This is a genomic window from Streptomyces sp. NPDC017943, assembly GCF_044328425.1.
Lineage (GTDB): Bacteria > Actinomycetota > Actinomycetes > Streptomycetales > Streptomycetaceae > Streptomyces > Streptomyces djakartensis_A.
Map to the genome: position 1 here is coordinate 23,380 of NZ_JBIRHH010000017.1, position 22,787 is coordinate 46,166.

The 22,787-nt window shown below is 66.2% G+C and carries 14 protein-coding genes and 4 pseudogenes; 14 read left to right on the forward strand and 4 right to left on the reverse strand.

The features are described from left to right. Positions 1-37 precede the first annotated feature (37 nt). Positions 38-1,006, reverse strand: a complete 969-nt coding sequence (locus ACH4C6_RS33735; RefSeq protein ID WP_398112499.1) for a hypothetical protein — start codon at positions 1,004-1,006, stop codon at positions 38-40. Positions 1,007-1,875: 869 nt separating this feature from the next. Between ACH4C6_RS33735 and ACH4C6_RS33740 the strand changes: the two genes are divergently transcribed. The 12 genes and pseudogenes from ACH4C6_RS33740 to ACH4C6_RS33795 all read left to right on the forward strand — a co-directional run bounded on the left by ACH4C6_RS33740 (position 1,876) and on the right by ACH4C6_RS33795 (position 14,228). After that, positions 1,876-2,124 (forward strand): hypothetical protein, encoded by a 249-nt coding sequence (locus tag ACH4C6_RS33740; RefSeq protein WP_366900512.1) that lies wholly within the window; start codon positions 1,876-1,878, stop codon positions 2,122-2,124. Positions 2,125-2,147: 23 nt separating this feature from the next. Continuing rightward, entirely contained in the window at positions 2,148-2,438 is a 291-nt protein-coding gene (locus ACH4C6_RS33745) for a hypothetical protein (RefSeq protein ID WP_398112500.1), read from the forward strand. Positions 2,439-2,446: 8 nt separating this feature from the next. Next, on the forward strand, positions 2,447-3,226 hold the full coding sequence (locus tag ACH4C6_RS33750) for a hypothetical protein (RefSeq protein ID WP_398112501.1): 780 nt from the start codon (positions 2,447-2,449) through the stop codon (positions 3,224-3,226). A gap of 1 nt (position 3,227) precedes the next feature. Further along, positions 3,228-4,409: a hypothetical protein gene (locus ACH4C6_RS33755; RefSeq protein WP_398112502.1), complete on the forward strand. Its 1,182-nt coding sequence runs from the start codon at positions 3,228-3,230 to the stop codon at positions 4,407-4,409. Positions 4,410-4,440: 31 nt separating this feature from the next. Then, complete coding sequence (locus tag ACH4C6_RS33760; protein ID WP_398112503.1) at positions 4,441-5,937, forward strand: SCO6880 family protein; 1,497 nt, start codon at positions 4,441-4,443, stop codon at positions 5,935-5,937. Next, positions 5,934-7,436, forward strand: coding sequence for an ATP/GTP-binding protein (locus ACH4C6_RS33765; protein WP_398112504.1), 1,503 nt, complete (start codon positions 5,934-5,936; stop codon positions 7,434-7,436). The genes ACH4C6_RS33760 and ACH4C6_RS33765 overlap by 4 nt, the downstream gene beginning before the upstream one ends. Positions 7,437-7,464: 28 nt before the next feature. Beyond that, complete coding sequence (locus ACH4C6_RS33770) at positions 7,465-9,276, forward strand: TraM recognition domain-containing protein (protein ID WP_366900506.1); 1,812 nt, start codon at positions 7,465-7,467, stop codon at positions 9,274-9,276. Then, on the forward strand, positions 9,273-9,914 hold the full coding sequence (locus ACH4C6_RS33775; RefSeq protein ID WP_398112505.1) for a DUF4913 domain-containing protein: 642 nt from the start codon (positions 9,273-9,275) through the stop codon (positions 9,912-9,914). Before ACH4C6_RS33770 ends, ACH4C6_RS33775 begins: the two co-directional genes overlap by 4 nt. Before the next feature lie 611 nt (positions 9,915-10,525). Beyond that, positions 10,526-10,663: a hypothetical protein gene (locus tag ACH4C6_RS33780; protein WP_366900504.1), complete on the forward strand. Its 138-nt coding sequence runs from the start codon at positions 10,526-10,528 to the stop codon at positions 10,661-10,663. 848 nt (positions 10,664-11,511) lie between these two features. Further along, positions 11,512-12,325: pseudogene (locus ACH4C6_RS33785) on the forward strand (IS5 family transposase). Between the two features lie 62 nt (positions 12,326-12,387). Next, positions 12,388-13,188: pseudogene (locus tag ACH4C6_RS33790) on the forward strand (DUF2397 family protein); the annotation flags it as partial. After that, a pseudogene (locus ACH4C6_RS33795) lies at positions 13,185-14,228 on the forward strand (TIGR02678 family protein). The pseudogenes ACH4C6_RS33790 and ACH4C6_RS33795, both read left to right, overlap by 4 nt. Positions 14,229-14,618: 390 nt before the next feature. Here ACH4C6_RS33795 and ACH4C6_RS33800 read toward each other — a convergent pair. From ACH4C6_RS33800 to ACH4C6_RS33810, 3 genes are all read right to left on the reverse strand, one after another. Then, complete coding sequence (locus ACH4C6_RS33800) at positions 14,619-15,716, reverse strand: hypothetical protein (RefSeq protein ID WP_366900748.1); 1,098 nt, start codon at positions 15,714-15,716, stop codon at positions 14,619-14,621. Further along, positions 15,713-16,408, reverse strand: coding sequence for a hypothetical protein (locus tag ACH4C6_RS33805; protein WP_398112506.1), 696 nt, complete (start codon positions 16,406-16,408; stop codon positions 15,713-15,715). Before ACH4C6_RS33805 ends, ACH4C6_RS33800 begins: the two co-directional genes overlap by 4 nt. Before the next feature lie 179 nt (positions 16,409-16,587). Beyond that, a complete protein-coding gene (locus ACH4C6_RS33810; protein WP_398112507.1) occupies positions 16,588-19,668 on the reverse strand; it encodes an ATP-binding protein in 3,081 nt (1,026 codons plus the stop codon). Positions 19,669-20,768: 1,100 nt separating this feature from the next. Here ACH4C6_RS33810 and ACH4C6_RS33815 point away from each other — a divergent pair. Beyond that, positions 20,769-21,374 (forward strand): peptidoglycan recognition family protein, encoded by a 606-nt coding sequence (locus tag ACH4C6_RS33815; protein WP_398112508.1) that lies wholly within the window; start codon positions 20,769-20,771, stop codon positions 21,372-21,374. A 338-nt stretch (positions 21,375-21,712) separates the two neighbouring features. Further along, positions 21,713-22,545: pseudogene (locus ACH4C6_RS33820) on the forward strand (IS5 family transposase). Positions 22,546-22,787: the final 242 nt, after the last annotated feature.

Sequence of the window (22,787 nt, forward strand, 5' to 3'; positions counted from 1 at the left end):
GGAGCGCCGCAGCGGCTCCCCGGCTGCACATCCCCTGTCATCTGCCGTGACTCGTCCGGCTCTGCTGTGAGAAGCGGGCAAAGGCGGTGGAAAGCCGCTCGGCGAAATCCGTGGCCGCCGCAGAGTCCGCCACTTCCTTCCACGCCAGCACGGCTCTGACCAATTCATCGCGAGCAGCATTCGGATCGGCCCCTTCGAGCTTCGCTTCGGCCAGAGCCACCAGGAGGGCCAGAGCCTCCTGGTGCTCTCCGAGCAGGTGGTGTGTATAAGCCCGCATGCCGGCGGTTTCGAGTGTGTAGGGATGCTGTGGGCCGTGCGAGCCGGCGACCTCTGTGTGCAGATGGGCCGCAAGCGCTGCCGCCTCACGGAGGGCTCCGGCGGCGACTGCTTCATTGACCCGGCGGACCTTTCGGGTCAGTACCGCAGGAACCTCGATGACCGCCCTGCCGTCGTCGGTCACGGCAAGCGTCTTTGTAGGCGCGTGGTCCGGCGCTGGGGCGGCCGGCGGTCGAGAGGGTGAGGGGGGCAGGTCAGGCACTCGCACCGCGGGAGGTGCCTTGACGGCCTGTCCATGATCGGGGCCAGGCTCCCGCTGGCGCCCCTCCCCCTCACCCGGGTCGCTCGCGCTCACCCGCACATCCGGGACGGGCGACGACCGCTCCGCCGGGCCACCACGGAAGTCTTGCTGCGGCTCCTGCAGGTTGGTGGGTGCATCGCCGTCAGGCTCTGGCAGATCGTCTTCGGCGCGCATGTGCTGCGAGTGCAGCAGTGTGCTCGAGCCGTCCGGACGCACTTCGATCACCGCGGTGAATTCTTCCTGCCGATTCTCCAGCAGTCCGCGCACGGGCCGGCCCGCTTGCCTCGCCTCATCGTGCAAACGATCGAGCACCGCTTCCGATGTCGTTTGTCCGCCTTCACCCCGGATGCGTGCTCCGTTCACGAATGTGGCGCCGGTACGCAATGTGATGACGAGAAACGAGTCCTCGGGCGCGTTCGGCACGTGCATCTGGGGAGCCAGGTCCTGGTCCTCAGTTCGTTGGGTCGTCCTCCGCATGAGCGGCATCTTCCTCACCTCGCACAGTGGCTGGGGCAATTCTCCGAGCGGCGGTGCCGTCGTGTCAGGGGCGATTCGTCGAACTTCCGGTCTTCATGAACCCGGCAGCAGACGCGCGCGTAAGGGCTGACTGACAGCGGCCACTCACTCAGTGAACGCAGACGGCTGGCAGGCAGTTCAGCTTCGGCCGGCCGCAACATGCGTCAGCCTCTGCTACTCACACGCACACGCACACGGAGAGGAGGACTGGTATGTCGAGTCCCTCGAGGCAGCCGTCAGCCCTCGCAGGGCTGCAAGCATGGGAAAGGGGCCCCGTCACGCCACCACCCCCCGCAGCAGCACCCCGCCCTCCCCAGCGGCCGCCCCTGTCGGCAGGCACCGTCCCGGCGGGGCCACCCGCGCAGAACGGGGTCAGCTGGGTCGGCGCGCACGGCGGTGCCGGAACGACCAGTCTCGCGGCGGCGCTCGGTGGAGCGGATGTGGGCGTCAGGTGGCCCGATATCAAAGGGGGCGAGCCGGGACGGATGGTGATAGTCGCACGGACTCACGCGGCAGGCATCCAGGCCGCGTCGACGGTGCTCGACTCATTGCGATCCGGCGATCACCCGGCGGGACTGCATCTACTGACCGTGGCACTGGTCGCCGATGCTCCCGGCAGGCTGCCTCTGTCTCTGTCTCAGCGCGTGCGTGTGCTCAGTTCGGTGGCAACCGTCCATCGGGTGCCCTGGATCCCGTCGTGGCGGCTCGGCAAGCGAACAGCACAGATGCCGGGGCAGGTACTGGCTCTCGGGCAACTCATCTCCGGCTCAGGAGGCTGACGAATGCTGGCAGCCACATTCAATCCAGGCGCCGAAGCCGATGAGCTGCTGGGCATCCTCGCCTGGTGCGCTTCGGCCGCCGCCGTCGGCGGCGTAATCGTCACCGGCATGCTCATGGCGCTTCAGCTCCGACACGGAATACCGGGTGAACGAGCCGAACACATGCGCTCACTCTTCATCGTCCTGATCTCGTGCATCCTCACCGGATCGGCGGGCCCACTCGTGGCCGCCCTGGGGCCCCTCGGCCTCTGAACAACCAATCGCAAAGGGAAATCATGCTCAACATCAATCTAGCCGCCCCCGCTCCCGGCGGCGGACAAATTCCCAACCCGACACGAAACGCTCCCCCGGCCCTCGCCAACATGGTGGACACCGTGCTCGGTATCGCCGGCTGGGCGGGTACGGCAGCCGGTGTCGCGGGAATTCTCGTCACCGGAGCCATGATGGCCGTCTCATTCAAACGTGGTGAGGGATCCGAGCACATGGGGCGGCTCGGCATGATCCTCGGCGGATGCTGCCTCGTCGCAACCGCAGGGCCCATTGTCACGTTCGTCTTCGCGGGATAGGGCGATTAGTGGCTTCACGTCTCTTGCGGACGCGCCGACGCGACACGGCGCAGACCGATAAGCCGTACTGGCAGCAGCGCGGATGGCGGCTCTCGGCGGGCTTCCTCGCTCTGACCGTTGTCATCGGTGCACTCGCTCTCTCCGTGCGCGGGGTAGGCGGAACGACGTTGGCCAGTGGCGACCTGGGAGAAGCGAAGCCCGTTCTTCGTTCCGCCGTGACTGGCGCCGCGGCGGGTGACGGCGGCGGAAGACGGGACGGCTGCCGTACCGACGATCGCGACGTTCGTCCGCCGTCCGCGGCTCCCTCAGACATAAATTGGCAGCGCATAGCCGGCATGAAGGTGCCGGCCTCCCCCAGCGCGGGACCGTTGCTGGTCAGCGGACCCGTCTGGTGGTGCTTCGCTCGCACGCCGCTGGGTGCGGTGATGGCCGCTCATGTCGTCCAGGCTGCCATCGCCGGGCCTGGCTGGCGTTCAGTTGCGGATCACCAGCTGGTTGACAACAGCGGCCGCGCCTTCCTCGCAGCCCAGATGTCTCGGATGTCCGGGCGTGAGGTGAGTGAGTCCCCCTTGGAGTTCGCGGGATTCAAGGTGCTCGCGTTCGCTTCCTCCAGGGCAAGCGTTGACCTCCTGCTCCGAGGGACATCGCAACGACAGTTGATCAACGTGACGGTGGACCTCGAGTGGAGCGATGGTGACTGGAAGGTCGTGCCGCGAAACAACGGCAGCGTGAGCACCCAGGGCTCGGTCATATCTGATGCGCGCGGATTTGTGATGTGGAAGGTATGACATGGCCACCTGTGATCAACGTCCCGGCAACCCAGGATTCTTCGACTTCCTCGGCGATCCCATCGGCACCATCATCAAGACCATCGCCAATTTCATCCTGGCCGGTGCCATCAGCCTATACGGCGAGATCACAACCAGCATCCCGACTCTTTCGCGGGGCACCGCCGCTGATGAGGTCAGCGCCCAAACACAATGGATCGTCGTCTATACCGCCATTGGCTCTCTCATTGCGGCCGCAGTTCGCATGGCGCTGGAGCGGCGAGGTGACGCAGGAGCTACGGCCCTCAAGGGGTTACTCAGGGTAATATTCGTCGCTGGGGCCGCAACGGCCGTCGTGACGGCGATGGCCAGCCTCGGCGACCGGTACTCCGACTTCCTTTTCGCCGCGGGTGCTCGCGAGCAAGTGGCCAGCATCGCCTGCGGCGACAGCAGTATCGGAGAGGCATTTCTCCTGCTGATCGTCGCACTGCTGCTGCTGTTCGCTGGGATCGTGCACACGATCCTGCTCTATATCCGCCTCGGGGTCATGGTCGTTCTCCTAGGCACCCTCCCCATGGCCGCCGCGTCCTCGATGACGGACTGGGGCAGCGGCTGGTGGCGCAAGCACACCGGATGGATGATCGCGTGGCTGCTGTACAAACCCGCTGCCGCACTCATTCTCTTCAGCGGTTCCGCGATGATCAGTCCAGACGGCAGTGACATCCACGAACGCCTCGCAGGTATCGGCGTCATGCTGCTTTCCGCCGTGGCCCTGCCCGCACTCCTGAAACTGGTGATGCCGGCAACCGCCGCACTGGGCACAGGGAATCCCGTGCGACAGGGAATGTCGGCCATCGCCTCCGGCGCCAAGACCATGGGCAGCGCGGCCCACTCCGCCTACAGCAGAGGGGGCGCGGCCTCGGGCGCCGCAGGCCCCACCGGCGCCAGCAGCAGTGGCGGCACAGGGATGGCGGGTGCCGCAGGAGCAGCCGGCGCGAGCGGTCTCTCAGGGGGCAGCGGTAGCAGCGGCCAGACCGGATCCTCGGCATCCGGGGGCGCCACCGGAGCGACAGGCGCATCCGGGGCCGGCGCAACGCTCGCCAAGGGTGCAGCCGCAGCCACCGTGCAGATCGCTCAGGGCATTGGCCGTGCCGCATCAGGATCCATCGAGGGTGGCAACGGGGATGCCGGCCACAACAGGTGACACCGGACTGTGACACCGGGAAAGGAAAACCATGTCGTCTTCTGCAGCGGGAGCTACTCATCCCACCTACGGCAACTGGCGGCGCCCCAGGAGAGCCGGACTCGGGCCCTTCGGGCTCGTCGGAACCGTAGTGGTCTTTGGCGGCCTCGTAATCACCCTCTTGGTTTCACTGATCTCCCTGGTCGCCACCCTCTTCGTACTCGTTCCACTGGTCTTCTTCCTAGTTCCTCTCATTGTCCGGACTCCTGACGGACGGAACCTCTACCAACTCCTGGCCCTTCGGGTCGGCTGGCTGCGACGCAAGGCGAAAGGTGGACACGTGTACGTATCTGGCCCCCTGTCCAACAGGCCAGGAGGGCGGTTTCGACCACCTGGCCTGCTGAGCAAGGTGGAGATGGCGGAGGGTCGAGACGCATATGGGCGCCCCTTCGGCGTCCTCCACCGCCGCGGCCAGAATCTCTACACCATCGTCTTGGGCTGTGAGCCGGACGGCGGATCGCTGGTCGACCCCGACCAGGTGGACATCTGGGTCGCGTCCTGGGGCGACTGGCTGGCGCGACTCGCGCACGAACCCCAGTTGAAGGGCGCGACCGTGGTGGCAGAAACCGCCCCCGACCCCGGCACACGGCTGGCGCTCGAGGTCCTCCCGCAGATCGACCCGGACGCACCCGCAGTGGCGCGAGCGGTGATGGAAGAGGTCGTCGAGACCTACCCCGCAGCCTCTTCCGAGATGCACACCTACATCACGCTCACCTACCAGATTCCCGGAGCCAATAAGCGCGGCATCGACGACGTGGTGGCTGACCTCGCCATCCGCATACCTGGACTGCTCGCCGGGCTCGTGGGTGCTGGGGGCGGATCCGCCGCACCTCTGTCCGCCGAGCACATCGCCGAGGTCACCCGTGTGGCATTCGACCCGGCCGTGGCACCGGATGTCCTGACCGCGCGCGCGTCGGGAGGCACCGGTCTGGAGTGGGAGGACGCCGGCCCCGCAGCCACAGTGGAGACCGTGAACGCCTACCACCACGACTCGGGCATCTCGCGCACGTGGATGCTGACGCTGGCCCCCCGGGGCACAGTGCGTTCCAGCGTGCTGCGCAGCATGCTGGAACCGACGCCCGGCACGCGCCGCAAGCGCGTCGCCCTGTTCTACCGACCCATCGACCCTGCCACGTCGGCACGCATCGTGGAGTCCGACAGGCGAGCGGCACAGTTCATGGCCTCGTCGGGTCGGGGACCGGTCCAGGCTCGGGCGGTGTCCGAAGTAAACGCCGCAGAGCAGACCGCGGCGGAAGAGGCGTCCGGCGCCGGACTGGTCGAGTTCTCTTTGATGGTCACCATCACTGTAGATTCAGCCGAGCAACTGCCCGACGCGAACGCGACCATGAGGAACCTGCAGGCTGCCGCGCGAGTGTCGATGCGCCCCGCCGATCGCATGCAGGCCGCCGCGTTCACCTGCACTCTCGCGACCGGAATCCTCCCCTGGGAACACGTCATGCTGCCCCGAGAACTGCAGGAAGCGCTGTGAGTCGCAAGCCTTCACAGAAGACACCGCCTTCCGGGACCAGGTACCCCCAGCCGACAGGCCGGGGCTGGCCCGGTCCCGGTGGCGGCCAGGTCGGCTACCTCGACGCCCCGACCATGTGGCGGGCCACCACCGTGCAAGCATGCGGTCTGTGGCCATTCGCGGCCGGCTCCGGCTCCCCCATGACGGGGGTGCCGTTGGGTCAACACTTGTTCACGGGAGCAACCGTGTGCGGCGACCCTCTGTCCTGGTTCACCCGAGCCCGCTACATCTCCAATCCTTCCCTCTTCATGCTCGGTATGCCTGGACTGGGCAAATCCACCCTCATCAACCGCATGCTCATCGGTCTTGCCGCCACCGGCACCGTGCCTCTGGTCCTCGGAGACCTCAAGCCTGACTACGCCGACACCGTGCGCGCCCTGGGGGGCCAGGTCATCGCCATCGGCCGCGGTGTAGGCGGCATCAATGTGCTGGACCCCGGCGCCATGGGCGCGGCCGCGGACCGCATCGGAGGTGAGGCAGGTCAAAGCCTGCGCGCAGAAGCACACGGACGCGTTCTCAACATGGTGGCCGCCCTCGTCACCATCGTGCGCGGCCGCCCCATGGACGATCACGAACAGTCGGTCCTGTCCACCGCCCTGCACCTCCTGCGCGAGCGGACTGGCGGCAAACCAGCCGTTCTGCCCGAACTCCTGGCGCTTCTGGCGGAAGGACCGGACCGACTGCGCGCAGTGACCCTGGACCGCGGCGACACCGAGCGCTACCGGGATGCTGTCGACCCCTTGCACCGGTCGCTGATGGGGCTCCTTGACGGCCCCCTGGGCAGCACCTTCGCTTCCGAGACCTCCACCCGCATCGATCCCGGTGCTCCAGCGGTCTGCATCGACATCTCTCGCATCGGCGAGGCTGACACCCAGTTGACGGCCGCGGCCATGCTGGCCGCCTGGTCCGACGGACTGGGCACGGTCGCCGCCTCCCACGCGCTGGCGGACGCCGGCCTGATGCCCCGGCGCTGGTACTTCACCGTCCTCGACGAACTGTGGCGCCCCCTGCGATCGGCCACCGGCATCGTGGACCGTATCGACGCACTGACCCGCCTGAACCGATCCCTGGGACTCGGCGACGCCAAGATCACGCACACCCTCAAGGACGCGGAAGCTCTCGGCAGCGATGCCGACCGGGCAAAGGCCAGGGGCTTCGTAGAACGAGCCGGCATGGTCGTCTGCGCCGGGCTCCCCCGTTCGGAGATGGAGGAACTGGGCAAGATCGTCGGATTGTCGGAGCGCGAGGTCGATCTGGTCTCGTCCTGGTCGTCACCGCCCGGGTGGGCAACCGCCGGAGAACATGAGGAGCCACCCGGCCGAGGCCGGTTCCTGATCAAGGTAGGAGGACGACCAGGCATCCCGATCCGTGTCGCCATCACCAAGACCGAGCGGGAGTTGCACAACACCAACACGCGTTGGATCAAGACGCCGGACGAGGCAGCGGGAAGGGACAAGTGAGCAGTCCCTGCGATGCGGAGGTGACTCCATGAGCACTCCTCGGAACAAGAGCCTCTACGGAACGAGCGACCTCAAATCGTGGGGCATCGTACTATGCGCGCTCGCGGCCCTCGTCGTTCTCAGCGGCGTCTGGCTCGGCGGAACGACCGGAGCTGTACTCACCACCGGGCGATGGGACCCCCCTCCCTTCGCACTGCCGACGCTGGCGCTCCTTTTCTCGCAAGGCCCCAGTGCGCTATGGCCCTACGCGTCGCCGTTCGCCACCGTCACGGGCATCGTCTGCCTCTTCGCTGCGTTCGCCACGATCCTTGTCGTGATCGTGCAGAAGATCATCGCCTGGCAAGGCCGGGGCAGCGGTCTCGCCGGGCGCCGTGAGATGGCGCCGCTGATGCCCGCGCAAGCCGAGTCCCGGGCCCGCCAGTTGCGCCCGACGCTGAAGGGCGTCCCCGCACTGGACCCTGACGACCGCGGAAATCTCCTCGGCGATCTCGAGCCCAAGGGACCGGAGCTGCGTTCCTCATTCGAGGACGTCGAGCTCGATCTCATGGCTCCGCGTGCAGGCAAGTCAACGGGCATCGCCATCCCAAGGGTGCTTCGTGCCCGTGGTCCGGTCTTGCTGACATCCAACAAATCGGACGTCTACTCCGTCACGCGTGCCGAGCGCGAGACGATCGGCTTGGTGTGGACCTTCGACCCTCAGGGCATCGCCCACGCTCCGCGCGAGATGTGGTGGGACATGCTGGCCGAATGCACCACCATCGAAGGCGCGAGACGACTGGCCGGCCACTTCGTCGCCTCCGTCAACGACGACACCGCCAAGAAGGACTTCTGGATCGCTGCTGCCCAGAACACCCTCACGGCCCTGTTCCTGGCCGCGTCACGAGGCGGACGGCCCGTAAACGACCTGCTCGGCTGGCTCGCTGATCCTGCCGACCGCACCCCCATCGATCTCTTGCGCGACGCCGGTATGGACGCCATGGCGGAACAGCTTCAGGGAACCATCCGGGGCGCCGTGGAAACACGCGACGGTATCTTCGAGACAGCACGCCAGTGTGTGTCCTGCCTCCTCGACCCTGACATCGCGGCGTGGGTCAGTCCCGACCCCCGCCTGCCGCAGTTCGATCCTCACACGCACGTACTTGGCCGTGACACGCTCTATCTACTCTCCAAAGACGGAGGCGGCTCGGCAGCTGGCGTCATCGCAGGACTGGCAGACGCCGTGATGCGCGCAGGCGTGATGGCTGCCGAGCGTATGGGTGGCCGACTCGACCCACCGATGACGGCCGTACTGGACGAGGCCGCGAACGTGTGCCGCATCTCCGACCTGCCCGACCTCTACAGCCACCTGGGGTCACGAGGCATCAACGTGGTGACGCTGTTGCAGAGCTATCGCCAAGGTGCCCGGGTGTGGGGGGACGCCGGCATGGACGCCCTCTGGAGCGCGGCCACCATCAAGCTGCTGGGAGCCGGCCTCGACGACGCGGACTTCGTCGAGAAGATCTCCCGTCTGGTCGGTCAACATGACGTCAAGACACCGAGCGTCTCCCGCGGCAAAGAGGGCTCATCGCGCTCGTACTCCTATCGGCAGGAGAACATCATGCCCGCCGACCGTATCCGCGCGCTGCCCAAGGGAACAGCCCTCTTGCTGGCGACAGGCGTCCGCCCCGCCCTCATCAAGCTGCGCCCATGGTTCAAGGAACCTGACGCCGCACGCATCTCCGCCGCAGCCAAGGCTGAAACAGAGGCGATCACCGCACGCGCGGCGAGCAAGTGGGCCGCCCAGCAGCACCGTTCCGGGCCCGGCGACGGACCCTTCTCTTACTTGGAGCACGGGCTATGAATGATGCAGAGCACGCCGAATCGGACGACGACACAATCGAGGTGGAGCTGCCCGACGTCCCGACGACAACCGAAGCCGAAACCGAAGACAGCACCGGAACCGAAGGCACTCCGGCGAAAGACGACCGAAGGGAAGCAGAGAGTGCCTCACCGGCCCGGGACGGCGACAGCGAGGACCAACCTCCGGCCGACTCGATCAAAGGGCAGAAGAAGAACATCAAGAAGGACTCCGCACCGGAGAAGGACGGAGCACCTGACGAAAAGGACACCGAGAAGAAGACGGACGGTCCTCATTTCATTCTCTACCTCGAGGGCGAGCGGTATGCAGAGGCCCTCGACAAACTGACGCTCTGGGTGCACTACCTCCTCGTTCCCGTCTATGCGCGCGAGACCTCATCTTCATTGCCTTGGTGCCCGCGGTGGTGGGAGCACCAGGAAGCCATCGCCCAGCTCTACGGCCTGTGGATGGCCTGGCAACATCACACTGGTGCGAAGTCGGAGCTGACCGGTCCCGGTATATGGCACCGGGACTTCCTAGGGCCCACCATGCAGTCTCTAAGGGATCCAGCCGGACCCTTTGCCGGCTGCAAGCAAGGTGGGCACCGGCCCAAGAGGGCTCCGTTCCTGGAGCAACGCTGACGGGGACAGAAGATCCGCACCACCTGCTCAAGCGGGGCAAAGCTGCAGCGATGACGTCACCAGCACGGTCGCGGCTGCGCTTGTGTCTGCCTGACATCCCTGGTCGTGATATCCGACGATCGGGATGCTGGGCGGTGCGGTACGACCTCTGACAGGGCGCTTCGCGGGTAATGACGAGAAGAGCTGCCGCCAACGACGTCGGCAGCGGCAGTCTCCTGCTCGAGTAGCTGCAGGTCACATCGGTGGTGCGTGCTGGACCCGCCGGGGGGCGGCGATGCGGCGTGGGGATGAGGCTGTGTGCCCGGTCTGTGGCCGTAGCCGGACGGTCGGGGTTGAACAGTCGGCGGTGTTCCGTTCATCGCGATGCCGCCCCATTCAACGAGCGGCCCGCCCGCCCAGCTCCTTCAGCCTGACGGATGCAGAGGGTGTCTCGCTACCTATCGGTGAGCTGGCCGACAGGAATTCAGGACGGTCTCCCGACCTCGCGGAGCGAGACGATCTGTCACCCGGACGCCACGGCACGGGAGGGTCGAGCACACGCTGAGCTGAATAACGCACTCGATAAACACGGTCACCCGCAAGAAACTCCGCACCGCCTGTTCAAAGAAGTCATGGCATCTGACGAATCGCTTTCCGAGACATCAACAGCGGCCTCGTTTTCGGCCCTGCCCCTGATCACTCAGCCGATCAAAAGGCTGCTGATTTTCGGCGGCAGCTTGGGAATCTTGCGCCTGTTCGAACCACGCTAGCTTCTGATATGCCATCGCGGCAGCGGTTGTCTGCGCAGCGGGATCTCCGTACCCCTGTACTGCTTGGATTCCAATGAGATCCCTCTGATGCCGGTCCGCCTTGCCCTGGCGATCTTCTGCTTCCTCCGGAGGAGTCACCGCACGCCCTGGAGCCAACTGAGCCTGACGAGCCTGCGTCGCGGGACTGCTTTGCAGTGCGTCGCTTTGGTGGGACACAAAAACCCCTCCGGTACATAAATCCACACTTCCTCACCGTTATCTGCGGGGAACTAGCCCCACAGTTCACATCGGGAAATTGCAGATACTGGCAGGTGCTGAACAAGTCGACCCGCTGCTGCCACTGTGCCGGAATAGTACACGCACCACTTGCTGCGATCACTGCAGCTAGACAGGAGGACATGACTTATCAGCCAGGAGAGTCCGATACGACAACACCCGTTTTGCAACGACCTGTCCGATGCCCACCGGGAGGTGAACGTCGACCGCACGGGGACCCCGGCGCTATCGCTTGGTAGAAGGAAGGCGTCTTCGACCCGTTCAGCGGGCTGCTGCGAAGCCTCACTCGTCAAGCCGAAGAGCGCGACGTGGAGCCGACTGCCTGCGTAATCGACGCCCAAAGCGTCGAGCCTCCGGCCGACGTGTGGACAGCGAGATCAGGGCATCGACACCAACAAAAGCATCTCAGGATGAGCGCCAGCCGGGTGTCGACACTCGCGGACAGCTGCTGGCAGTCTTGAGCGAGCGCGGCCAGCGTCTCCGCCAACACTGGCGGCGTCCACGTGCCACGGCGACTGTCGGCGTACACATAAGACCGTGTCCTACATGGTCAGTTGGTCGTTGGTTCGGTTATGGGGAGTGGGCTGTGGGGATGGATCGTGCCGGATGGCTTATGGGAGATTGCCAGGCCACTGTTGCCGTCGGCGCGGGTGCGTCCGCAGGGCGGCGGGGTCGCGAACATAGATGACGGGGCGGTGTTCGCCGCGATCATCTATGTGCTGGTCAGTGGCTGTGCTTGGCGGGCGTTGCCGCCGTGCTTCGGGGCGTCCAAGTCGACCGTGCACCGCCGGTTTCTCATCTGGTCCCGGGCTGGTGTGTGGGGACGACTGCATCAGAAGGTGCTCGAGCTCCTGGATGGCCAGAACCTCGTCGACCTGTCGCGTGCTGTCCTCGACTCGGCTCACGTCCGCGCTAAAAAAGGGGCGAACTTGCAGGTCCGTCGCCCGTGGACCGGGGTAAGCCCGGTTCCAAGATGCACGTCTGTCGGATGCGAACGGACTGCCTCTACGCGTCGGGCTCTCCGCAACCAACACTCACGACAGCGTCGCCCTGAAGCCGATGCTGTCCCATTTCCACATGGGACACGAATCCCACGCGACCGATTCCAAGCCTGTGCGGCTTCACGCGGACAAGGCGTACGACATCCCTCACCTGCGGAGATGGCTTTGGGGCAAGCGCATCGGCGACCGCATCGCCCGCAAAGGCATCGACTCCAGCGAGCGGCTCGGCCGCCGACGCTGGGTCATCGAACGCACCATGTCCCGGCTGACCGGATACCGTCGCCTCAACCACCGCTACGAACGGCACCCCCGTAACTACCTGGCCTTCCTCGGGCTGGCCGCCGCACTCTGCTGCTACAAACGGCTCCTCAACCTGACCATGTAGGACACGGTCTAAAACCTCCCGCGTAGGGATGAAAAAGGGGACGCTTAGCGCAGCCGGGGCGGCGAATTCGCGACTGGGAGGGCCTGCGCGGCTGGTTCAGCAACACCGACGGCCAGGGCAGCCAGGTCGACCAGCTACGCGACGCCACCCTGCGCGCGTTGCAGTCGCTGCTCGCCAACGCCAAGCGCATGCTGCGGTCGGCCACCGGGGAGATGTCCCGGCGCAAGGATCTGCTGCGGCTGGCCCGCTGGTTCGACGAAGCGGCGCCGCGGGACGCACACGACATCGCCGTCGCCGCCTTCGGGCTGTACGGCGCCCGCCATCTGGGCATACCTCCGGCCACCGACGAGGTGGTGCCCGCCTACACAAGCTGGTGGACCGGTCCAGTGGTCGAGGTACCGGTGGCCCTGCGCGAAAGAGGGAGCCGGGCCCAGCGTGGCCGGGCCTCAGCGGTGGAGGACCACTCCGCGCAGAAGCAGCTGCTGAGGGAGGCAGCCCGTCAGCGGGCAGCGGCCAGAGCAGCGGCGGCCGACGAACTGCGCAGTGCGTCCGGCCGGTTCGGCCAGGTACGCCTCACGTCAGCGGCCCTCGGCCTGCTCCTGGAGCTACTGGCCACAGCGCTCGGAAACTCACAGCTCAGCAGGCCCGTCAGCCCGGACGGGGAAAGGACGGCGGGGTCCGACCTCGACTCGGCCAGCAGTGAAGACGCCGAACTGCGTATCCGCCTCGCCGTGCGCCGGTCGGCGGGCACGCGAACGGTGCTCTACTCGGCCGACGGCGACCTGCTGCTGGACGACCTGGAGCTGGACATCGGTCGCACCTCCGCCGCGGTCGGCGGCAAAGCGGAGGCGAGCGTGTCATGACCCTCCCCTCAGCCGCCCGGCTGCTGCTCGCCCACCCGCTGGTCGCGTCGGACGGCCCTCATGCCGACCTCTTCCCGCTGATCCGGAGGCACGCCGACTGGCTGGGTAAACGGTTCCAGCAGCTGCTCGGCTATCGCCTGCTGGTCGACAGCTCCTACGCCCGGCTGTTCAAGGCGGGGCTGGGGGCAGGTTCGGGTCATCGGTTGGAACGCTCCACCGGCACCCCGTTCACCCCACACACGTAGGCCTGCCTCGCGCTGGCCCTGTCCGTGCTGGTGACCGTGCCCGAGCAGATGCTGCTGTCACACCTGGTCGCCGATATCAGGACTGCCGCAGCCGACGCCGGGATTGAGCTGGAGGAAACGGGCCGGGCGGCCGGGAAGCGGACCCTGGTCGCGGCCCTGCGCCAGCTCGTCGACTGGGGCGTGCTCATCGAGACCGAGGGCCATGTGCCCGCGCTTGCGTAGGAGGCGGGCGGAGAAGCCCTGATCACGATAGACCGGGAGCTGGCACGCGTGGTTGCCGCCGGCCCGCTCTCCCAAGCACGGGACGGCGCCCACCTGGTCCGGCGGGCTGCGGACCCGGGCTTCGGCGGACCACGCACCTACGTGCGCCGGATGCTCGTCGAGACACCCGTCGTCCACCTCGACGAGCTGACCGACGCCGAGCGTGACTGGCTCCGCACCCGGCAGCGCCGGGAAGCCCAGGCCTTCTCCGAACTCATTGGTCTGGAGATGGAGATCCGTGCGGAGGGCGTGGCACTGGTGGACCCCGAGGAGGAGCTCACGGATCTGCACCTGCCGGGAACCGGGACCGTCGCACAGGCCGCGCTGCTGCTGGCGGAACGACTCGTGGAACGGCTTCGGCCGCAGGAACCGGGGCATCCGGCGACCGGCGGGATGCTCGTCTTCGGGGTGGCCGTCCCGGACCGCCTGGTGGATGAGGTGCTGGCCGACCTGATCGCCGAGTATGGGCAGCGCAGCAACTGGCAACGCGGCTGGACGCACGGCTACGCGCTTCGGCCGCTGGACTCGGCCTGAGACAGACCCTGGAGGAAATCGGCCCGCCACTCGCCGACCGCGACGATTCGCCGGCGCGTCCATCCGGAACAGGCGCGACACTCGAGCCACGAACCAAACAGCCTTTCCGGGACGCGACGCTCTTCGAAGCCCTTTCTTTCGGTCCTCTCGCTGCGGAGCTGGCTGCGCCACCCGGTCATCCCTGTAGACGAGGCGCTGCCCCCGGCGGGGCGCCGCCACCGGGGAGGGCTGCCGAGCAAGTATCCGCGTCTGCGGAACGTCTGGATGATCGGCGACGTCACACCGCTCCCTCATTGCGGCTCCCGTGCGGCCCTAACCTTCAAGACTGCGTACACGGCACCCTGTTGTGTCGTGGCCCGCCGCGCCCGCAGTGGGACGCACAGACATCCGTCAACGCAGTGGTAGCCCACTCACCGTCTGGTATACCTTCTGGGCCTCCGGCCCAAGCTGAGGGCCGGCGAGCCATATCGGCGCTTCTGGTCCGATAGAGGTGTTACTGATCAGCAGCGGGCGGCCGTCGGCATCCTCTACGAACCACCCACCTCCGGACGAGCCCCCGGTCATCGTGCATCCGACTCTCATCATGCCGGGTTGGTCCGGCGCAAGGGACAACCGTCCCGGCCGAGAGCGGCAGGTGAACATACGCTCGCCGTCGAATGGCGCGGCAGCCGGGTAGCCCCAGATGCCCACAGTGGAGATCTGCTGGATGTCGGGGACGTCGAAACCGACAGTCGCCGCCGCGCCGACCGTCTCTTCGAGTGACCGTTCGCTGTCACCGTCCGCTCGGCTCACACGCAACACAGCGAAGTCGAAGGCCGCACCGTCGCCGCCCGACGAACTGCCGAGCCTAATCCATTGATCTGAAGTGCGGGCGGCATCAGCCCACCACGTGCCGAACGGCGCCACATCGGCACTCACTGATGCGCCCGGATCCCTTTGCTGTGGGGACTGATCTCGGTAAGCCGGTATGAAGACGATGTTCCTGAACCAGCCTCCGCTCCGTCCAGCATGGACGCAATGGCCGGCAGTCCACACAAGATTGGAGGCGCCGGGCCGAGCTGGATCCGTCACAACAGTGGCTGAGCACACCGAGGGGCCTTCCGGTGTGTCGAAGAACAGTCTGCCGACAACGGGAGCGTTGATTCGGTAGGGACGCGGCACCGGCTCGGCGGCCACCGGGACCGGCTCCGGGTCAGTTATGCCTTGTTCCTGACCGATATCGGCTTGCACCGGACGGTCCGTGCTCTTCGACTGCTCCAGGCGGTCGCGGCTCCACAGCCCGGGAACAACCGGGTTCTGAAATGCGTCGTTCTCCCTCTCCCAGGTCTCCTGGTCCCAGTTCCGCCACCCACCCTCCCGCCAGCCGTCAGGCGCCCGACCGGCCGCGCCGACAGAAGACATATCACTGCTCTGGCCGAACACCACGACGGCCGTGAGCAACATGACGCCGAGCGCCACCAGCAATCCAATGAGCTTGCTCCGCGTCATCGTTCCCCCCGATCAGTAGCCGCGGCCTGGGCGGGCCCACCCGAGGGAGTGGCGGCGAACCAGACAGAATCCACTGCGTGACCGCGCGTCTGGCCAGGGGCACTGTCGCCGGTGAAGCGGTAAACGGGCCGCCCGGAGACGGTCAGTTGCGTCAGCCCGTCTGGGCGCCTGAAGGCTCCGATGGTGTCGGTGGCGACCCCGTCCGCGAACACTCTGCCCTGTGGATCGATGACCACCGGAGGCCAGCGGCGGGCACATACGTCAACGCAGGTGGAGGAACCGGCGGACACCACGTCCTGGGTGGTGTAGTACAGCGTGCGTCCGGCTCCGTCCCGCAGCGGACCGCGCTGGGGGTCGTTCGGGTCGGCGCTGATCTGCACCCACCGCCGGGCGGCTTCGGCGTTTGCCTGGCCGGCCGGGGCAAAGTCTCCCGTACCGGGTTGAGCTCCATTCTCACTTGCCGTCCCCGCCAGAAAGGTGCCGTCGAAGTCGATGTCCGAGTTGGGCAGGACGACCGCTGCGGTGGACGCAGACGGTGGACTTGAGGCCTCCTCCGTACAGGAGGTCATGGTGCCGAAGACCGCAGTCATGGCGAGGGCGAGGAGCGTGGGCGTACGGAGTGGGACGTTCACTTTCCGTCCTCGATCGGGGTAGGGGCAGAGCGTGGGTCCCTGCTCGGATTGGCTCGTCATTCGCAGTGGGAGGGGTCGTCGCAACCCTCTCCCCCACACCGGCCGCCTCGTGCACGCGGGCCCTTGTCCGCACCAGCCGGGATACACAAGCCCCGGCCCTGGCCTCTGCTACTACGCTCGCCCAGTACCAGGGGTTCATCTGATCACGGTCCCGGGCGCGAAGCCCCAGGCGAGGGTCGTCAGCTGAGTGCAGCAAGGACTGACACGTGAGGGTCAGGTTCAGTGAACGGCGCGCCGGCGCATGCGCGGTCGAGCATCTGCACCAGCGCACCTTGAGCCAGTGGCTCAAGAACTTGGGTGTGCAGCTCCTGGAGCTGCTCTACAAGATAAGTGTCGGGCTTCTGGCTCGCCGCGACCATTCCGATGCCTGCGACTGCCTTGCGCAGGGGTGTAGCGTCCGGCGCATCCCATACCCGTCGGAACAGGTCACAAGCAGTGCCCATGTCACCTTCCCGCAGGTACAGCAGGGCGTGCAGGTTGCTCGTCGCGGCGAGGAGATCTCCGGCCGTCAGACTCGCCGCCAGGATCTGAGCCTCCTCGAGGATGTGGTGTCCCGTTTGGGCACTCCCCCGGTATAGCTCGTAGTACGCCAACCGCAGCAACACGGATGCTAGTCGCCCACGTGCTCCGATGGTGCGGAAGATGTCCGCAGCCTCGGACCACTGCTCGCGTGCGGCATCGTGATGACCGACGCTTTCGTCGGCATCTCCACATATGACGAGGCAGAAAGCCTGTGAGCATGCGTCTCCCGCCATCTCAGCTGCTTGGCTGGCCTCCTTTCCATGTGCCTGGGCCGCCGCGACGTCACCCGTGTGCAGACTGTAGATCGCCCAAGAGGCGCAGAGGTTGGCGTGGTCCCAGTGGAAGGCGGTGCCGATGACGGCCTCGTGGGCTTGCGCGAAGAGCTGGTCTACGCCCTTCTCCGCACTGAGCATGGCGAAGAGCGCGTCGTAGCAGGGCCCCAGGACCGTGAGGTCGGGGTTTCCCGCTCGGCGCCAATAGCCTCCGTTGAGCGCTCCGTATTTCCGCGCTTGCTGATGTCGGCCGATGACATGGTTAAGCCACGCTAGCCAGGCGACGCAGTAGTAGAATGCCCACTCCTCGATATGTGTGGGCGGTTGCTTTCTTGCGGCCGCGTGCGGCTCATATCTTTCGAGGGCCTGTGCCAGACGTTCAATTCCTTCTTCTTCCCTACCGCTGACAAACCAGAAGTAGCCGAGACGCGCCTCGAGTATGAGCGCATCCACCGGTCTGCACCGCGTATGGAGCAGACGCGCAGCAGCGCGCAGGTTCGCATTCTCTTCGCTGACTTGCTGGATCCAGTGCGCTTGCTCTGCCGACTGCAGTCCGGTGACAGCACTGGCGGTGAAGGACAAGGCCCACGTGATCAGAAGATGCTCTGCATCCTGCAGCATGCCCCCGGTGTCGAGTCGATACTGGGCATACTCCCGCACCGTTTCAAGCATCTGGATGCGCGTTCCACCGTTGTCGTGAGCGATGGTCAGCAGCGATTTCTGCACGAGCTGTGACAGCACATGCAGTACCTCGGTCTCATCCGCGCCCGGAAGCAGCTCCAATCGATCGGCTCCGTCGAGCCGACAGCCGCCGACGAATTCAGACAGATTCCCGAGCAGAGTCCTCTCTTCAACGCCAAGAAGGGCGTAACTCCAGTCCAAGACGGCTCTCAGGGTGCGGTGCCGATGGGGCGCTGTGCGGTCGAAGCCTCGATTGAGGAAGGCGAACCGGTCGTCGAGTTTGGAGACGATCTCCTGGGGAGTGAGCACTTGGACGTACGGCACCGCGAGCTCCACGGCCAACGGTAGGCCCTCGAGTCTGCGAGCCAGCGTCTCCAGGTGACTTCGCATTCCCGCGTCCACACGAAAATCCGGATTGATCATCTGCGCTCGGACGGTGAAGTGAGTCACGGAGTCGTTGACGGGCATGGGGCCGAGTTCGTGCAGCACCTCGCCGGGCAGTGAGAGAGGCTCGCGGCTGGTGACGACGATCGTGAGCTCAGGACACCGAGTAAGCAGGCTCTGGATCAACGGGGCGGCTCCGTCGAGAACGTGCTCACAGTTGTCGAAGATCAACAGCGTCCGCCGTGATGCCAGTGCGGCGGCTATCTGTTGCGCCTGATCGTACGAGGCCGTCCCCGGTAGGGCTCCGGTGACGGTGAGACCCAATGCCACGACGGTGGCGGCTGCCACACCATTGGTGTCCGACGCGGACAGGTCGACCCACCACAGGGCAGCGAAATCAGGGTCGAGTGGATCACACGCTTCCAGTGCCAGCCGAGTCTTTCCCACACCGCCAGGCCCAGTGACGCTGACCAGGCGATCGGTCCTCATCCGCCGGCACAGACTCTCCAGTTCTTCGCGGCGGCCAATGAAAGGTCCCAACGGACGGACGAAGTTACCCTCGCGCGGGGCCAAAGCAGGGCGCGCTTGACTCTTCGGAGTAGCTGAGCGGCGGACTTGGTACCTAGGGGCGGTCTGGGGGACCTCGTGGAACAGGGATACGTCCTGGCGCCGCATGGCGTCTGCGAGAGTCTGCAGTGCGGGAGAAGGATCCACGCCCAGGCGGGTGCTGAGCTGACGACGCCCTTCCTCGAATACCTGGAGCGCCTCCGGTTGCCGCCCAATGCGATACAGGGCCACCATGAAGCGGCGGCGCGCGTCCTCATGCAAGGGATCATCGTTCGTGATCTGGCTCAGCACAGTGACGGTGTCATGTGCACGACCTAGGGCTAGGCAGGCATCCGCCCAGGCGTCCACGGCCGAGAGGCGAAGCTCCCGCAGGCGAGAACGCTCCCCTTGGAAATGGAGTCCGGTAAGACCTTCCAACGGTCTACCTCGCCACAACGACAGCGCGGATGCAAGCGTGCGCTCAGCATCCGCATAGCGTCCCGCATGCAGGTCGGCGCGTCCTTGCCTCAGCTTTTGTTCGAAGACATCGACGTCGATCTCGTCATCCTCGCGCAGAAGCAGACAGTAGCCGCCAGCGCCGCCAGGGATCCGCCCGGCCTCACCGGCCGCCGCGAACGCGGCGCGCAACTTGGTGACCTGTACCTGCAGGGCATTGACCGGATCGTTCGCCGGACGCTGCGCCCAGAGATCGTCGATCAGTACGTCTCGGGGTACAGCAAGACCGCGCCCTAGGAGCAGACGCACTGCGAGCGATCGTCGAAGCTGTCCGGCCAACTGCAGAGAGAGGCCGTCTCCGCTCGTCATCTCCGGTGGGCCCAACAGTCTGAAACGCATGTGCGCATTATCACCGGTGTCACTCACAACCGACCCAATAGCGTCGGATTTGCTCGGTGGTTGCCATGCTCTGTCAGAATGGCCGAGGACGCGGACACGTCATCGAGGATCGTAACGGCCGGACGGACGCCGGAACGTACCGTAGCCCATGCGGGACCGTCCCAGTCGGGCTGGACGACGACACACCGTGCCAGGGCTCCTGCCGCACGTGGCGCTCCACAGACAGGACCCTGCTAAGGGGGCAGCGCCCCAGCGCATCGGCTCCGCTGTCAGGGACAGCCCGCCACAACGCGGTCGGCGACATCCAGCAGGCGCTCCACTGCCGGGGACTGGCGCCCGCGCCGGAACACCCTGATGCGGGCCCATAGATGACGCCCATGTGAAGCAGACGCACACCGATAACCGGCTGCATCGCACAGGCCTGAGCCCAGTGTCCCGTGGACAGGCGCCCGCCAGGCCGTGTTCGGCGTCAGAGACGTGAACCACCGGGGCGTGCAAGTCCGTACCACCCTTCCGTCGGTGTTTCAGTATGAATAACGGAGGCAACTGTGCTGATCCCCCGTAACCACGGTGCTCCTTCACGCCGTGCCCTTTTGGGCGGTGCCGGGGCGCTGGCTGTCCTGCCACTGACAGTCGCCTGCCAGAAGTCCGCTGCCAGGAAGGCGACATCGCTGCCGGAGGATCAACCATCCTCCCCCGAGGTCCGGGCATCGGCGACCAACTCCCCCGCTGCAGGCATCCGCCGGACCGATTTCCCGATCAGGGCCCTGGGCATCACGTGGGCGGGGCCGCAAAGCGGGATCGAAGTGCGTTTTTACAGCAAGAGCGGGACACCCAGTAGGTGGCAGAAAGTCAAGGCAGGCTGCCCCTGCGGGCCGGGAACCGGCAACCCCGCGCGAGCACGTCCGCTGTCTCGCGCTCTGGCACCGGGTAATGGTGGGTACGCATACGAAGTGCAGGCCCCATCGAGCGTCCGGATTCTCAGTGTTGTCGCAATCGACCCAGACTCCTCGCGATCACTGCCCGACGTCGCCCCGTCCATCGATGCCTCACCGAAGGAGTCAAGCGCTCAGGAGGTCTCCTTCCCCCCAGCGGGACTGGTGTCGCGCTCGGACTGGGGGGCGGACGAGTCCAAGCGCTTTGCTGCCGACGGCAAGGAGTCAACTCCCCTCGTCTTCGCGCCAGCGGAGATCCTCACTGTCCATCACACAGTCACCGTGAACGACGACCCAGATCCGGCCGCGACCGTGCGCACCATCTACGAGATGCACACCAAGGGAAACGACTGGGGGGACATCGGCTATCACTTCCTCGTCGACCAGGCCGGGCGGATGTACGAGGGGCGCTACTCCGGCGCGAAGGGTGCCCCTGGGCACAACAGCGTCGGTGAGGTCGTGACCGCCGCTCATACTTTGGACGCCAACACCGGCAACATCGGGATTGCGCTGCTCGGCGACTTCACCGATAGAGAACCTCCCCTGCCCATGAGGCATGCCGTGACGCAGTTGCTGGCGTCGCTTGCGGCCAAGCACGGTCTCAACCCCGTCGGGACGGTCGTGTACCGGGGTGCCGGCCGCTCGGCAGAGAGGTCACTGCCCGCCATCAGTGGACACCGCGACTGGCTCTCCACGGAATGCCCCGGCGCACAGACATACCGGACGCTGCCGAAGCTGCGCGAGGAAGCGGCGAAGCTGATCGTGCCCTAACGAGTCGATGCACTGTAGACGGGGAGACACTGAGCTTGAGCGCGGGCTGATCATGGTCCGAGCCGGGCGACTCGACTCGCAAAGCGATCATCAGCAGCCGACGGATCTCAGGCCTGAAGACAAGAGGCTAGCTGAACACGAGACGAGAGCCGCTCGTTGTGGCCTGGGCATCAGCAGGCCAAGCTGGTATTGACCTGCTGGTTCGACGTCGTCTCGCCCCAACGTGCGGCTGCGGCCCTTGCATCGGCCGCCTGAATCTGGTGGACGGCACTGGTACAACACGCCGGCTGCCGCTAGAGGGTGTCGTCAAATGATCTTCGGTCGGAGATCATGGTCGGGTGAGACGTCGCCATGAACTCTCCGATGCCGAGTGGGCGTTCGTGCAGCCGCTGCTACCCCGGTCCGAGCGAGGCCGCAGGCGGCTGGACGATCGGACGGTCCTCAACGGGATCGTGTCGAAGTTCCGGACCGGTACGGCCTAGCGGGACGTGCCCGAGCGGTACGGTTCCTGGGCCACGCTGCCCACCCGCTTCCGCCGGAGGGCCAAGGATGGCACCTTCGAGCGAATGCTCCGGGCTGCCCAGGCCAGGACCGACGCGGCCGGGGACATCGAGTGGCTGGTGTCGGTCGACTCCACGATCGTCCGGGCCCACCAGCACGCAGCCGGAGCGCGAAAAGAGGGCTCCGGACGCCGGGACTCGGCCGGTCCAGAGGCGGCCTGACCAGCAAGATCCACCTGGCCTGCGACGCTGTGGGCCGACCACTCGCCTTCACTGTCACCGGCGGCAACACCAACGACTGCACCCAGTTCGCCGCCGTGATGCAAGCGATCCGGGTGCCCCGGCTGGGGCAGGGCCGACCCCGGGTGCGACCCGGCCACGTCATCGGCGACAAGGGCTACAGCTCCAAGGCCATACGCACCTGGCTGCGGCAGCGGAACATCCGGCACACCATCCCGGAACAGTCCGACCAGACCCTCAACCGGCTCCGACGCGGCAGCCGTGGCGGACGCCCGCCGGCCTTCGACAAGCAGTTCTACAAGCGGCGCAACGTCGTCGAACGGTGCTTCAACCGCCTCAAGCAATGGCGCCGCATCGCCACCCGCTACGACAAGACCGCCGAGTCCTACCAGGCAGCCGTCACCCTCGCATCGCTGCTGATGTGGGCGTGAGATTTGACGACAACTCCTTGCGGGGCCGGGCGCGCGAGACCGTCCCGGTCCGGCCGGACGCGGATCTTGTCGACGGCCGTCTCGCCAGGTGTAGTCGTTCAGCGTGCTCCCGTGACCCGCGGCCAGCGGTCGGCTCCAGCTCATTAGCCTCGATCTTTCGTGACGGTCTGCCGACGGAGTCGGTGGGCCGTTTCGCTTTCTGTGGCTGGTGCTGGGCAGGCTGAGGGGCCCGTGTGTCGTCT